Genomic DNA, 14,184 nt, shown 5'->3' with positions numbered 1-14,184 from the left:
ACTGCTTCAAACTCTAGCTAACAACAGGCAAAAAATCACCTGCCAAATTTATCCGACAATTTTTGCCAGCATTCTGCTGAGATCTGCCCGGCTCAACGGATGCCGATCCGTGACGTAATGCAGTGTCATGCCTTCGATAAAAGCATCCAGGGTTCGGGCGGTAATCGGGTCAAAAAAGGCTTCCAGCACTTGTTGGCTGCGGCACATCCAGTCCTGCATAATGATTTTTAGCTGTGGATTACGATTAGCGTAAGCATACAGTTGATACATCACTTGCAAGTTATAAGAGGTGGCAATTTTCTCGCCACAGATCATGTCGACAATCGCTTCGCAGGCCTCATTGCGATTACTGGCTTGCGCCAGACGGTTACGGTAATCGTCTGACATCTGGTGGGCAAACTGCGTGAATGCCTCACTGAGCAATGATTCGATACCGTCGAAATAATAGGTCATCGACCCTAACGAAACGCCTGCTGCTTCGGCAATTTTACGGTGTGTGATATGGCTAATACCGTGTTCCACCAGCATATCCAGCGTAGCTTGCACAATTCTTTCACGTCGGTCTGGATCGTTACGGCGCGGGGCTTTGCTCATGATTTATACTCGGTTAAGCCGGACTAAAAAGAGTTTACCAGGCAATGTGTACAAATGTACACATTCTTGCTAGTGTCATTCTCATTCACCGCCAACCGGTATTTCCATGTCTGCCGCTATTAGCCAACGTAAAGCAACCCAACGTCGCACCTGGGCATTGTTCGCCTTCTTCTTCCTGCCTGGTCTTGTTATGGCCTCCTGGGCTACACGTACTCCAGCCATTCGGGACACGCTCAGTGTGTCGACCGCCGGTATGGGTATTGTGCTGTTTGGTCTGTCGGTTGGTTCGATGAGCGGCATTCTCTTTTCCGGCTGGCTGGTTAAGCGTTTTGGTACGCGTAATATTATCCGTAGCGGTATGACGCTAATGGTCACCGGCATGTTGGTGATGGGCGTTGCACTGTTCTTTTCTTCCCCGTGGCTGTTTGCGCTGGGGCTGGCGATTTTAGGTGCAGGTCTTGGTTCATCTGAAGTGGCGATGAACGTAGAAGGCGCCATAGTTGAAGGGCTGCTGAAAAAGACCGTGTTACCGATGATGCACGGTTTTTACAGCCTTGGCACGCTGGCAGGCGCAGGTATTGGCATGAGCCTGACAGCCTTTAACGTCACGGCTTATGGGCATTTGTTGGTGATTGGCTTAATCGTGATTACCCCCATTATTATCGCGATTACCGCCATCCCGCATGGTGTAGGCAAAGACAATGCCGACGCGAATTCCGCTGATACCCACGAGCCACACCCTCCTTTTTATAAAGATCTACAACTGATATTGATTGGTACTATTGTGCTGGCGATGGCATTTGCAGAAGGCTCCGCCAATGACTGGTTGCCATTGCTGATGGTCGACGGTCATGGTTTTAGCCCAACGTCTGGTTCAATGATTTATGTCGGCTTTACGCTGGGTATGACCGTGGGCCGTTTCACTGGCGGCTGGTTTATCGACCGCTACAGCCGGGTAACCGTGGTTCGCGCCTGTGCAGTGATGGGGATTTTGGGCATCGGCTTAATCATCTTTGTCGATAATGCCTTTGTCGCTGGCATTTCCGTGATTTTGTGGGGCCTCGGCACCTCACTCGGCTTCCCGCTCACCATTTCTGCCGCGGGCGATACCGGCCCAGACCCGGCAACTCGTGTCAGTGTCGTTGCCGCTTCTGGCTATATTGCATTCCTTGTGGGGCCGCCGCTATTGGGCTTCCTCGGCGAACATTACGGCCTGCGTCTGGCTATGCTGGTAGTACTGAGTTTGATGGTTGTTGCAGCGCTAGTTGCGAAAGCCGTCGCAAAACCTACAGACCTTGTACCCGAATTAATTCAACGGAGAAATCGATGAGTGTGAAACTAATTGCCGTCGACATGGATGGGACTTTCCTCGACGATAATAAAGAGTACAACCGCGCGCGTTTTGCAGATCTTTATGCACAAATGAAAGAACAAGGGATTCGCTTCGTGGTCGCCAGCGGCAACCAGTATTACCAGCTAATTTCATTTTTCCCGGAAATTGCCCACGAGATTTCGTTCGTAGCCGATAACGGGGGTTGGGTGGTCAGTGAAGAAAAGGACACCTTTAACGGTGAACTGACAAAACAGCAGTTCAACACCGTTATCGACCATCTGCTGACGCTGCCTCACGTAGATATTATCGCTTGTGGTAAGCACCACGGTTATACATTGAATAGCTACGATGATGCGTTCATCCAACTGGCGCGCATGTACTACCATCGCCTTGAATTAGTAGATAATTTCTCAAATCTGGATGATGTATTCTTTAAGTTTGCGCTGAATCTGCCAGACAGTATGTTAGACGACACCATGAGCGCTCTGACAGACATTCTCGACGGTATTATGGTGCCAGTTACCAGCGGCCATGGCTCGATTGACCTGATCATTCCCGGTATTCATAAAGCTAACGGCTTGCGGATCCTGCAGGAAAAATGGGGCATTGCTGACAGCGAAGTCGTGACGTTTGGCGATGGTGGCAATGATATTGAAATGCTGCGTCAGGCCAGGTACGGATTTGCCATGGCCAATGCCCCTGAAAAAATTAAGCAAGTTGCGACTTATCAGGCAGGACATTGCAATCAGCAAGCGGTGCTGGATGTGATTGAAAAGGTACTGAAAAAAGAAGCGCCGTTTAACGTGTGATTTTAAGTAAAGTGGAGGATGACGCGCTCCTACAACGACCCTTCGTAGGTCGGATAAGCGCAGCGTCATCCGACATTTATCTCAAATACAGCAGACCGTAACCCACCGCAGCCGCCCATAACAACATCGGCAATGAATAGTAGTGGAAACGCACCCAAATACGGCGATCGTTAGCCATACGTAAAGCAATCAAATTTGCCAGCGAACCGGGCAGCAGACCGAAACCGCCAATGTTCACTGCAAAGGCTAGCAGCATCGAAGCGGGGACGTAATTCAGCAGTAAAATGGTCGATGGAACATTACTAATCAACTGCGACAAACCGATTCCCAATGCAAATAATCCTGTGGCTGAAAGCTGATTAATGCCCGCTAACGCGTGCTGTAACACCGGAAGTTGCGTGATCAGCCAGACATCGATAAACATCACCATAAATACCAGCAACAGACTCCAGTCGATACTGAGCAATACTCTTCGAGCCAACAGCAAGAAACCTATGGCCACAACCACCAGCCCCCAGATGTCTTGTTTTAGCTCCAGCGCGACAATAAATACCACGTACAGAGCCACACAACTCAGCACCAGCCGTGGCTGCCAGTCGTGCTTTTTATCATGGATTTGGTAGACGAGTTTTTTGTTGGGAAAACAGAACCAACAAAGCGCCAGCAGGCTGAGCATGATAGCGAACGCTATTGGTGCCATTTGCCAGCTAAATTCCCCGAACGATAAACCCGAGCGCCCCCACAATAAAATGTTCTGCGGATTACCAATCGGCGTGAGCATTGAGCCAGCATTGACCGCCAACGCTTCAAAGATGATGATCCGATTAATCGGGATGGCGCACAGTTTTTTCAGCGTGATGGTCAACGGCACGATAATAAACAGGGCCACGTCGTTGGTCAGGAATGTGGCGAGCAATGCCGCCGCGCTGACTAAAAACATCGCCAGCGTTCGCTCGTTATCAAAGCGTTTCACCATGCGACGGCCCAGCACATCGAAATAGCCGCTTAACTCGACGCCTTTGGTCAGCATCATTAAGCCCGCAAGCGTAATAATGGTGTGCCAATCAATGGCATGAACCCAAAGTGTTGGATGAAATGGCGCGATGAAACTTAATACCACACCGCACAGAAGCAATAGATGAAGGAATCGATCGCGAGCAAACGGGCGAACCAGGCTTAACAGCATTGCTACTTAAATCCTCGCTGCTCACTAAACAAACGAAATGCCGCCAGGGTTTCTTCACTGACGTGATGCTCCACCCCTTCGGCATCAATCCTTGCGGTTTCCGGGCTAATTCCCAACGCGAGGAAAAAGTTTTCCACAATCTGATGACGTTCGCGGCTGATTTGCGCCAGCTTTTCACCTTCAGCAGTTAAAAACACACCGCGCCACGGAATTTGCTCAATCAGCCCAACCGAGGCGAGTCTCTTTAACATTTTCGCAACGGTTGGTTGAGAAACACCGAGTCGCGCCGCCATATCAACCTGACGGACTTCCCCCACTTCGCGAATCAAATCTGAAATCAACTCAACGTAGTCATCAATCAATTCACGACGGTGCGCTTCCCGCACCTGCCGAAAGCCTTCGACATGCTCTTCAACGTTTACCAACTGCGTCACTTTCTGTTTATTTTTTTGGCCAGGCGTACGGCTCATGATGCTTCCTCTTGCAGTGGCGCGGCATCGTCCAATGACGACGTTCGGCCCCATTGTAAACCAGCATCACGGAAGCACAAAAATTTAACGAATTAGCAATAGCTATACAATATAGCCTGTGCTATATCTGTATGTAATGCAGACAGCCTTAAAGGGAAACAAGGGCAGCAGAAGTGAACAGGAGGGTTATATGAACGAATTTAAGAGGTGCATGAGCGTGTTTACACATTCCCCGTTTCAAGTGCGGCTAATGCTGCTCAACATGTTGTGTGATTTGGTTTCCGGGAAACCACAACAGGGCGAAAAACCTAAGTCATAGGCAGTCGCCCTGCCTTTTCGGGTTTAGTCATTCTGAACGGCTCATCTATTTGTAACTTTTCATTTCATGATGATTCAGTGAATACCTCACGCAACAGCGCTTTAACCTTACCATTTGTTGGATTTGCTACCTGCTTCGCAAAACACATTTCTCTTATCAGTTGATCTTCTTATCGTACCGCTCTATCTTCTTGCAGCCCTGCACATGAAGCGGCTCGCAGATGCGGTCCAGTATCCCTTCTTTTCCGTCTGTCAGGCAGGTTCTTACCCTCGTCGCCAGGGTTTTCGCATGGCGTTTAGTAGATCTCGATAAACATGAATTTAACGCTTAAAGATTCCCTGACGATCCGCGCAGTGGCGCTTAATCCGTGGACTGGCTTTTATTTCCTGCAGTCTTTACTGATTAACTTTGCGCTCGGTTATGAATTTAGCATTCTGTATGCAGTGGCATTTAGTTGCGTATTACTGCTGCTATGGCGCAGTGCGCCCAAATTCCAAAAAGGCTTGCTGGCGATTTGCAGCCTGATTGCAGCAATGTATTTCCCTTTTGGCCAGGCCTACGGCTCGCCGAACTTTAATACCCTGCTTGCCCTACACTCAACTAACTTCGAAGAATCCACGGAACTGATGACTATCTTCCCGTGGTACAGCTATTTGGTGTCGATCTTTATTCTGGTGCTTGGCGTTATTGCGCTGCGCCGCAAAGTTGCACCTAAAAAACGCCTGTGGTGCCATTTTGATAGCTTATGCCTGGTTGTCAGCGTGGTCTGTTTCTTTGTCGCTCCGGTACAAAACCTGGCGTATGGCGGCGTATTTAAAATCAAAGACTCTGGTTACCCGGTATTCCGCTTCGTAAAAGATGTTGTGGTCAATAACCAGGAAGTGATTGATGAGCAAACGCGCATGAAGGCCTTCGCGCAGATGAAGGACACCTGGAATGTGCTGGCGGTTAAACCTAAATATCAAACTTACGTGGTGGTGATTGGTGAAAGTGCGCGCCGTGACGCATTAGGCGCATTCGGTGGCCATTGGGATAACACCCCGTTTGCCAGCCAGGTGAATGGCAATATATTCATGGATTATGTGGCGGCCAGCGGCTCAACGCAGAAATCGCTGGGCATGACGCTTAACCGTGTCATTGACGGCAAACCGCAATATCAAGACAGCATTATTACGCTTGCCAACCGGGCAGGCTTCCAGACCTGGTGGTTCTCGAACCAGGGGCAAATTGGTGAATACGATACCGCCATTGCCAGCATCGCCAAACGTGCCGATGAAGTGCAGTTCCTGAAAAGCGGTGATTTTGAAGCCGACAAAAATACCCGTGACGAAGCGTTGTTGAAAATGACCGCTCAGGTATTCGCGACACAACGAACTACGCCACAATTAATTGTGCTGCATTTGATGGGTTCACACCCGCAAGCATGCGACCGCACGCAGGGTAAATACAAAGATTTCGTCCAGTCGAAAGAAACGTCCTGCTATCTCTACACCATGACGCAAACCGACGATTTGCTGAAGCAGCTCTACCAACAGCTACAAAATACCGGGCAGAGTTTCTCGATGGTCTACTTCTCCGATCACGGTCTGGCAATTAAAGAGCGCGGCACTGAGGTGCAATATCTGGCGCATGGTGACGAGTTCCAACAAAACTTCCAGGTCCCATTTATGGTGCTGTCCAGCGACGATAAAGTGCATCGCCAGATAAAAGCGCGCCGTTCAGCGAATGATTTCCTGAATTTCTTCTCAGCGTGGACAGGGATTAAAACCAAAGAGTTAACGCCGAAGTACAAGTTCATTTCTGAGCAAAAAGCGGGGCCAATCTACATCACCAACTTTAAGCTCAAGAAGGTGGACTATACTCATCTGCAGACGGATGTGTTTGATACCAAGACTCGTTAAGCTAATCCCCTAATCAGGGAATTCAGAAATAAAAAAATCCGCCTCAAGGGGCGGATTTTTATTTTCACTCGATAAAAGAGTGAAATTAGAAGCGGTAACCTACGCCTGCGATCCAGGTGCCAACGTCAACGTTACGGATGCGGCTCTGCTCGTAGGAAACGTCCAGTGCAACGTTTTCGATTGGGTTGAACTGCATACCCGCGCCGTAAGAGAAGCCGTAATCGCTGGTGTCAGCTTTGTTCGGGAAAGAGGTGCTCTGGAATTTACCGTAACCAACACCGACTACACCGTAGATGCTTGCCCAATCGTTGATGCGGTAAGCAGGACCAGCAGTAATACCGTAGTATTGGCCTTTGGTGTAAACGCCTGACTCAGAACGGTCTTTCTCGGTGTAAGTGAAAGAACCGATGTAGCCCAGTGGGGTGTCGTTTTCGTAACGGTATTTCAGGTTGAAACCGCCAGCTTTGTTAGCAACGCCCTGCATATCGCTTTGTGCATAGCCGCCAGTTACGGTGCTAGTTGCAGCAGATGCGGTACCAACGGAAACGGCCAGAACACAAGCCAGTGCTGAAAGACATGCAATTTTTTTCATAATCCACCTCAATATGCTTCAAGTAACTTCTAAGTTTTTAATATATCAAAATTGTATCGGAAACTCTTCGATATTTACGTTGTCTAATGAATCCTTTCCTGTAACAGATCATTTCCATTACACCCTACTCCCTTAAATTTATAGCCTTTTTATCAAAAAACGACCTAATTGTTGTCATGAATTGCAACATAGTCATCCAGATAATTCTTAAACACTTTTGAACAAATCTTACGCAATCACACAGTTATGTTACTGCATCCGGCCATGATTTTTTTCAATGAAATCTCAACCAGCCATAACTTAATCATTTACACTGGGTCACTTTTTATTTTCTTTACTTAAATATACACATTAGCATTCGAGTTTCAGGTAGGAGGCAAGGACGAGAGTCCCCAGGAGCTTACTTGAGTAAGTGACTGGGGCGAGCGTCTGCGGCCAACACCCCTGCAACTTGAAGGATGATGGTATAGACACTGACTGACAGGATGCTGGATGCCCTTATCGCCACGTAAAACCCCCTTATGGTTACCCATTGTTGTTCTTTTGATTGCCATGACCTCGATTCAAAGTGGCGCATCACTTGCAAAATCACTCTTCCCGTTAGTCGGAGCACCAGGAGTGACCGCTTTGCGCCTGTTCCTGGGGACATTCATCCTGGTGGTTGTCTTTAAGCCGTGGCGTTTGCGCTTCAAAGCGGAGCAGCGCATCCCTTTGCTGATGTACGGGCTGGCGCTCGGCGGCATGAACTACCTGTTCTATTTATCGATTCAGACGGTTCCCCTGGGGATTGCCGTCGCCCTTGAGTTCACCGGCCCACTGGCCGTGGCACTGTTTTCATCACGTCGAGCGGTGGATTTTATCTGGGTGATTCTGGCGGTATTGGGTCTCTGGTTCTTATTACCGCTGGGGCAGTCAATTTCGCATGTCGATTTAGCCGGTGCCGCCTATGCACTGGGAGCCGGGGCATGTTGGGCGATATACATCCTGTTTGGACAAAAAGCCGGTGTCGATCATGGGCCAGCAACCGTGGCATTCGGTTCGCTGATAGCAGCAATAATCTTTGTACCGATTGGCGCATGGCAAGCGGGTGATGTTTTTTGGCACTGGTCACTTTTACCGTTAGGTCTCGGTGTTGCGGTATTATCGACAGCACTGCCCTACTCGCTGGAAATGATCGCCCTGACGCGTTTACCGACCCGCACCTTTGGCACGCTGATGAGTATGGAGCCTGGGCTCGCTGCACTGTCGGGAATGCTGTTCCTTGGTGAGCATCTGACTCTGGTGCAATGGCTGGCATTGCTTTCCATTATTGCCGCATCCATCGGTTCAACGCTGACTCTCAAGCGTGAAACGCAGATTACTCAGGTCGATGTAAAGTAGCCCACTCTGATATTATTTACCGTGGTTACGATTCCCACGGTAAATAACCTCTGCGTTCAACCACTTATATTTCCCTCTCTTACCTTCACAAAATAATAATTATTCCCATTCAACAATCACTCTTTGTTTAATTCAATTACCACTCGAAATACAAAATTGAAACTTATTGACTAACAATGAGTTACTAAATTCTATCCTTTCATTGCTATTAATCTGATAGGTACAACCTGCTCCTTCGAATACGAAATCAGGTGCTATACTTATTTCCGGTAATTCATTGGACATAACATCAAGAGGACGAAAGATTATGACTACCGCTAAACTGGTAAAAACCAAATCTACCAACCTACTGCATACCCGTAATGATGTTTCAGACAGCGAAAAGAAAGCCACCGTTGAGCTGCTGAATCGCCAGGTCATCCAGTTCATTGATTTGTCGTTAATTACCAAGCAAGCGCACTGGAATATGCGTGGTGCAAACTTTATTGCCGTTCATGAAATGCTTGACGGTTTCCGCACCGCCCTGACTGACCATCTCGACACCATGGCAGAACGCGCCGTTCAACTTGGCGGTGTCGCACTGGGTACAACGCAAGTCATTAACAGTAAAACACCACTGAAAAGCTATCCGTTGGATATTCACAGTGTTCAGGATCACCTTAAAGAGTTGGCCGACCGTTACGCGATTGTGGCGAACGATGTGCGTAAGGCAATCAGTGAAACGAAAGACGAAGATACCGCCGATATTCTGACTGCGGCTTCGCGAGATTTGGACAAGTTCCTGTGGTTCATTGAGTCAAATATCGATTAATTGCTAGCAGATTGTTACTTCATCCTCCCATTTCTGGGAGGATGGATGCACTGTTTTAGCGCATAAAAATGGTTATCCCTGCCGCAAAAGTTACTCATTTGTAATAATCACTTCACACAATCGTTAACAGCCGATTGTTTTACCGCCTTAATCTGCGGTAAAACTAGACTTCATCGTTCCTCAATACTTAACGCACCAAAACTGGGCACCATTAGAGTGCACTGCAACTCACTTGCAACCATTATTGTGCAATGTTACATATTCACATCCTTGCAAAAACAGTAAGTTGAAAACCTGGCATGATTTTTCCATGTTGCCGCTTACTGATGCAGGGGATTGCCCCATGGATAAACAAGGAAATGCTATGAAGTCGATTTTAAAAGTTTCACTGGCTGCACTCACTCTGGCTTTTGCGGTTTCTTCCCACGCCGCTGATAAGAAACTGGTCGTTGCGACCGACACCGCATTCGTTCCTTTTGAATTTAAACAAGGCGACAAATACGTCGGTTTTGATATCGATTTATGGGATGCCGTAGCAAAAGAATTAAAACTGGATTACACCCTCAAGCCAATGGATTTCAGCGGCATCATTCCTGCGCTGCAAACCAAAAATATCGACCTGGCGCTGGCGGGTATCACCATCACCGAAGAACGTAAAAAAGCGATTGAATTCTCTGACGGCTACTACAAAAGCGGCCTGTTGGTGATGGTTAAAGCCGACAACGATTCCGTTAAAAGCGTGAAAGATCTCGACGGTAAAGTGGTTGCAGTGAAGAGCGGCACCGGTTCTGTTGATTACGCGAAAGCCAACATCAAAACTAAAGACCTGCGTCAGTTCCCGAACATCGATAACGCCTACATGGAACTGGGCACCAACCGTGCTGACGCGGTACTGCACGATACGCCAAACATTCTTTACTTCATCAAAACGGCTGGCCAGGGCAAGTTCAAAGCAGTTGGCGACTCTCTTGAAGCACAGCAATACGGTATCGCCTTCCCTAAAGGTAGCGATGACCTGCGTGTGAAAGTGAACGGCGCGCTGAAAACCCTGAAAGAGAACGGCAAGTACAACGAAATCTACAAAAAATGGTTCGGCACTGAGCCAAAATAATAAATCTAAAATGATGTAAGCAAGACCTAAGGGGCGGCTTTCGCCCCTGATACTTTTGAACCACGGTATACATAACAGGAAATAATCATGGAGTTCGACTGGAGTGCCATCTGGCCTGCAATCCCGCTTTTGATTGAAGGCGCCAAAATGACTTTGCTGATTTCGGTCATCGGGTTGTTTGGTGGTCTGATTATTGGTCTGGTTGCTGGCTTCGCCCGTACTTACGGCGGCTGGATTGCCAACCACATCGCATTAGTTTTCATTGAAGTGATTCGCGGCACGCCGATTGTCGTACAGGTGATGTTTATTTACTTCGCCTTGCCTATGGCTATCCCGGATCTGCGCATTGACCCGTTCAGCGCCGCGGTCGTGACCATTATGATCAACTCCGGTGCCTACATTGCGGAAATTACCCGTGGTGCGGTGCTGTCGATTCATAAAGGTTTTCAGGAAGCCGGTCTTGCACTGGGGCTTTCTAAACGCGAAACCATTCGCCACGTGATTATGCCGCTGGCGCTGCGTCGTATGTTGCCACCATTGGGCAACCAGTGGATTATCAGCATCAAAGACACTTCACTGTTCATCGTTATCGGTGTGGCTGAGCTGACCCGTCAGGGACAAGAAATTATTGCTGGAAACTTCCGTGCGCTGGAAATCTGGAGCGCCGTTGCGGTCTTCTATCTGATTATTACTTTGGTGCTGAGCTTCGTGCTGCGTCGCCTTGAAAGAAGGATGAAAATCCTGTGATTGAATTTAAAAACGTTTCTAAGCACTTTGGCAAAACCCAGGTGCTGCACAACATCGACCTCAACATTAAACAGGGTGAAGTGGTGGTGATTATCGGGCCGTCAGGCTCAGGTAAATCGACGCTGCTGCGCTGCATCAACAAACTGGAAGACATCACTAGTGGTGACCTGTTTGTCGACGGTCTGAAAGTTAACGACCCGAAAGTCGATGAGCGCCTGATTCGTCAGGAAGCCGGCATGGTGTTCCAACAGTTTTATCTGTTCCCGCACCTGACCGCGCTGGAAAACGTCGCCTTTGGCCCGATTCGTGTACGTGGTCTGAAAAAAGACGCCGCCGATAAACTGGCTAAAGAGCTGTTAGCGAAAGTGGGCCTTGCGGAACGTGCGCATCACTACCCATCAGAGCTTTCTGGCGGCCAGCAACAGCGTGTGGCAATCGCCCGGGCGTTAGCGGTTAAACCGAAAATGATGCTGTTTGATGAGCCAACCTCGGCACTTGACCCGGAACTGCGTCACGAAGTGTTGAAGGTTATGCAGGATCTGGCTGAAGAAGGCATGACGATGGTTATTGTGACGCACGAAGTCGGATTCGCCGCCAAAGTCGCCTCGCGCCTCATCTTCATTGATAAAGGGCGCATTGCTGAAGATGGTAACCCGCAAGAACTGATTGAGAACCCACCAAGCCCGCGTTTGCAGGAATTCTTGCAGCACGTTTCCTGAGTTCTCGACCTCACCCTCTCCTTTTGGAGAGGGCCGGGGTGAAGGGAATGCTATTTATAACGTGTGGCAGCCCAACGAACGCGCTGCGCATCGTTCATAAAGGTCCAGGCAATGAAGCGGCTCTGCTTCTGCCCCTGGGCCATCTCTTTCTTCACCACTTTTTCGACGCCAGCTTCTTGCAACGCGCGATAAATCAACGGCAGGTTCTCACCACGAGAAACCAGCGAGGTGAACCACTGCACCTGGCGGGCAAACGCCTTGCTTTCGTTGACCATCTGGTTAATAAACGCCACTTCGCCACCTTCACACCACAACTCTTGCTCACGTCCGCCAAAGTTCAGTGCGCCGTCTTTCGCCTGGCCGAGGTTTACGCGTTTACGCTCGCTACCGCTGCGGGCCGCCTGTGCAGAATCGTGGAACGGTGGGTTGCACAACGTGGCATCGAACATTTCGTTTTTATGAATCACACCCGGCAAAATTGCGGTTGCCGTTTTCTGGCGACGCAAACGAATCAGGCGTGACAGGCCTGGATTAGCATCAATAATCGCCGTTGCGTTACGCAAAGCCTCGCCATCCACATCGGTGCCGGTAAAACGCCAGCCGTATTCATGTTGGCCAATAAGCGGATAAATACAGTTGGCCCCCACACCCACATCCAGTACTGAAGCCTGCGAAGGCACCACGCCGCCGTTACCTTCTGCCAGTAAATCTGCCAGATGGTGAATATAATCGGCACGCCCAGGCACCGGAGGGCAAAGAAAGTCTTCAGGAATATCCCACTGTTTCACACCGTAGAAATGCGCCAATAGCGCCTGATTCAGCGCTTTCACTGCCAGCGGGTCAGCAAAATCAACCGTCGTTTCGCCATGCGGGCCAGGGCGTAAAAATGCGCCGAGTGCTGGGCTGCTTTGTGTCAGCGCCTGGAAATCATAACGGTTACGATGACGATTACGTGGGTGCAGACCCGGTTTGGTAGTGGCAGGGGTTTTCATTGCGGCTTCTCCTTGTGTGGTCGCGTAAGATACTCTGTGAAGCCAGCGGGGTAAACAACGCCGCGCCAATTTCATCACTGAAGCAGAGGTTTTATGTCCGCGAAACGTTATTACTACGAACCTGCCGACGGCCACGGTTTACCGCACGACCCGCTCAATGCCATTATCGGCCCGCGCCCAATAGGCTGGATTTCCTCATACGATCAACAAGGTAACCGTAATCTGGCGCCGTACAGTTTCTTTAACTGTTTTAATTATCGGCCACCTATTATTGGTTTCGCCAGCAGTGGCTGGAAAGACAGCGTACAAAATATCGTTGAAACAAAAGAGTTCGTCTGGAACCTCGCCACGCGTGAACTGGCTGAGCAAATGAATGAAACCTCAGCCTCCATACCACGCGGTGAAGATGAGTTCGTTCGCGCGGGGTTAACTGCCGTTGTCGGGCAAAAAGTCAAAGCCAGCCTCGTTGCCGAAAGCCCGGTTAATTTTGAATGCCGCCTGTCGCAGTGCATTCAACTCACGACTGCCGACGGTGCGGCGATTGATAGCTGGCTGGTGTTGGGCGAAGTGGTCGCCGTTCATATTGACGAGTCACTACTAAAAGACGGTATTTACCAGACCGCGCTGGCAAAACCGGTGCTGCGTGCGGGTGGCCCATCGGCTTATTACACTATCGATGAAAGCCATCGTTTTGACTTAACTCGCCCCGACGCCCGATAAAATCAGCAAAATCATACACCTGTATCTATATGATTTGTAAGAATTTCGTCAAGTTATGTCGTTCAAAAAATGAGCATAAGTCCATCAGTTTTTTGCGTCTATGGTTTGGCGCATTGCACCTACACTGTAGGTGCTGATGATTTTTTAATCGGTTCCCAAAAGCGATGAGGATGTGATTATGAAAAAATTGCTGTATTTTTCTGCGGTTGTCACCCTTGCGGCATTACCGTTTGCCACCATGGCAGCTCAAGAAACGAATGACATCAATAACAGCCAACTCCGCCCTGCGGGGACGGTTTCGGTCTCAGGCGCGGCGAATCTTGACGATCTGGAAGCCAAACTTGGAGAAAAAGCGAAAGAAGAAGGTGCAAAAGGTTTTGTTGTTAACTCAGCCAGCGGTGAAAACAAGATGTTCGGCACCGCAACTATTTATAAATAGTCTTAATAGTTATCCCCTGGGTGACTTTCAATAACGGTTTCCATAACAGGATACCGTTATT

General features: G+C 49.0%; 16 protein-coding genes. 11 read left to right on the top strand and 5 right to left on the bottom strand.

Features of this window, described 5'->3' with window-relative positions; translation table 11 throughout:
- Positions 1-48: 48 nt before the first annotated feature.
- Positions 49-594, bottom strand: a complete 546-nt coding sequence (locus EC843_RS14750) for a TetR family transcriptional regulator (RefSeq protein ID WP_064548353.1) — start codon at positions 592-594, stop codon at positions 49-51.
- Positions 595-700: 106 nt separating this feature from the next.
- Here EC843_RS14750 and EC843_RS14745 point away from each other — a divergent pair, with 106 nt between their 5' ends.
- Both EC843_RS14745 and EC843_RS14740 read left to right on the top strand, forming a co-directional pair.
- Positions 701-1,924 carry an MFS transporter gene (locus EC843_RS14745; protein ID WP_133522477.1) on the top strand — a complete coding sequence of 408 codons (1,224 nt, stop codon included), beginning with the start codon at positions 701-703 and terminating at the stop codon, positions 1,922-1,924.
- A complete protein-coding gene (locus EC843_RS14740) occupies positions 1,921-2,736 on the top strand; it encodes a Cof-type HAD-IIB family hydrolase (protein WP_064548358.1) in 816 nt (271 codons plus the stop codon). Before EC843_RS14745 ends, EC843_RS14740 begins: the two co-directional genes overlap by 4 nt.
- 76 nt (positions 2,737-2,812) lie before the next feature.
- Here the strand turns inward: EC843_RS14740 and EC843_RS14735 are convergent, their stop codons facing one another.
- Both EC843_RS14735 and mntR read right to left on the bottom strand, forming a co-directional pair.
- A complete protein-coding gene (locus EC843_RS14735) occupies positions 2,813-3,922 on the bottom strand; it encodes an SLC13 family permease (protein WP_133522476.1) in 1,110 nt (369 codons plus the stop codon).
- A gap of 2 nt (positions 3,923-3,924) precedes the next feature.
- On the bottom strand, positions 3,925-4,392 hold the full coding sequence (gene mntR, locus EC843_RS14730; protein WP_064548362.1) for a manganese-binding transcriptional regulator MntR: 468 nt from the start codon (positions 4,390-4,392) through the stop codon (positions 3,925-3,927).
- A 190-nt stretch (positions 4,393-4,582) separates the two neighbouring features.
- On the opposite strand from mntR, the gene mntS reads away from it, so the two are divergent.
- Together mntS and EC843_RS14720 are read left to right on the top strand one after the other, a co-directional pair.
- Positions 4,583-4,711: a manganase accumulation protein MntS gene (gene mntS, locus EC843_RS14725; RefSeq protein ID WP_064548364.1), complete on the top strand. Its 129-nt coding sequence runs from the start codon at positions 4,583-4,585 to the stop codon at positions 4,709-4,711.
- 314 nt (positions 4,712-5,025) lie between these two features.
- Positions 5,026-6,612 (top strand): phosphoethanolamine transferase, encoded by a 1,587-nt coding sequence (locus EC843_RS14720; protein ID WP_133522475.1) that lies wholly within the window; start codon positions 5,026-5,028, stop codon positions 6,610-6,612.
- 85 nt (positions 6,613-6,697) lie between these two features.
- On the opposite strand, the gene ompX is transcribed toward EC843_RS14720, so the two are convergent.
- Entirely contained in the window at positions 6,698-7,204 is a 507-nt protein-coding gene (ompX, locus tag EC843_RS14715) for an outer membrane protein OmpX (RefSeq protein WP_064548371.1), read from the bottom strand.
- 492 nt (positions 7,205-7,696) lie between these two features.
- Here ompX and rhtA point away from each other — a divergent pair, with 492 nt between their 5' ends.
- From rhtA to glnQ, 5 genes are all read left to right on the top strand, one after another.
- Positions 7,697-8,584, top strand: a complete 888-nt coding sequence (gene rhtA, locus EC843_RS14710) for a threonine/homoserine exporter RhtA (RefSeq protein ID WP_064548373.1) — start codon at positions 7,697-7,699, stop codon at positions 8,582-8,584.
- A gap of 307 nt (positions 8,585-8,891) precedes the next feature.
- Complete coding sequence (dps, locus tag EC843_RS14705; RefSeq protein ID WP_064548375.1) at positions 8,892-9,395, top strand: DNA starvation/stationary phase protection protein Dps; 504 nt, start codon at positions 8,892-8,894, stop codon at positions 9,393-9,395.
- A gap of 364 nt (positions 9,396-9,759) precedes the next feature.
- Positions 9,760-10,506, top strand: coding sequence for a glutamine ABC transporter substrate-binding protein GlnH (glnH, locus tag EC843_RS14700; RefSeq protein WP_034457213.1), 747 nt, complete (start codon positions 9,760-9,762; stop codon positions 10,504-10,506).
- An 87-nt stretch (positions 10,507-10,593) separates the two neighbouring features.
- Positions 10,594-11,253 (top strand): glutamine ABC transporter permease GlnP, encoded by a 660-nt coding sequence (gene glnP, locus EC843_RS14695; protein WP_034456474.1) that lies wholly within the window; start codon positions 10,594-10,596, stop codon positions 11,251-11,253.
- Positions 11,250-11,972: a glutamine ABC transporter ATP-binding protein GlnQ gene (gene glnQ / locus EC843_RS14690; protein ID WP_121813978.1), complete on the top strand. Its 723-nt coding sequence runs from the start codon at positions 11,250-11,252 to the stop codon at positions 11,970-11,972. The genes glnP and glnQ overlap by 4 nt, the downstream gene beginning before the upstream one ends.
- Positions 11,973-12,022: 50 nt before the next feature.
- On the opposite strand, the gene rlmF is transcribed toward glnQ, so the two are convergent.
- Positions 12,023-12,964 (bottom strand): 23S rRNA (adenine(1618)-N(6))-methyltransferase RlmF, encoded by a 942-nt coding sequence (gene rlmF / locus EC843_RS14685; protein WP_064548382.1) that lies wholly within the window; start codon positions 12,962-12,964, stop codon positions 12,023-12,025.
- Between the two features lie 93 nt (positions 12,965-13,057).
- On the opposite strand from rlmF, the gene EC843_RS14680 reads away from it, so the two are divergent.
- Both EC843_RS14680 and mcbA read left to right on the top strand, forming a co-directional pair.
- Positions 13,058-13,684, top strand: a complete 627-nt coding sequence (locus tag EC843_RS14680; RefSeq protein WP_064548383.1) for a flavin reductase family protein — start codon at positions 13,058-13,060, stop codon at positions 13,682-13,684.
- Between the two features lie 178 nt (positions 13,685-13,862).
- Positions 13,863-14,123 (top strand): DUF1471 family periplasmic protein McbA, encoded by a 261-nt coding sequence (mcbA, locus tag EC843_RS14675; protein WP_064548385.1) that lies wholly within the window; start codon positions 13,863-13,865, stop codon positions 14,121-14,123.
- Positions 14,124-14,184: the final 61 nt, after the last annotated feature.

It is taken from the genome of Buttiauxella sp. JUb87, from assembly GCF_004361975.1.
GTDB classification, from domain to species: Bacteria; Pseudomonadota; Gammaproteobacteria; order Enterobacterales; family Enterobacteriaceae; genus Buttiauxella; species Buttiauxella ferragutiae.
This window is presented reverse-complemented; position numbering and strand designations above follow the sequence as displayed.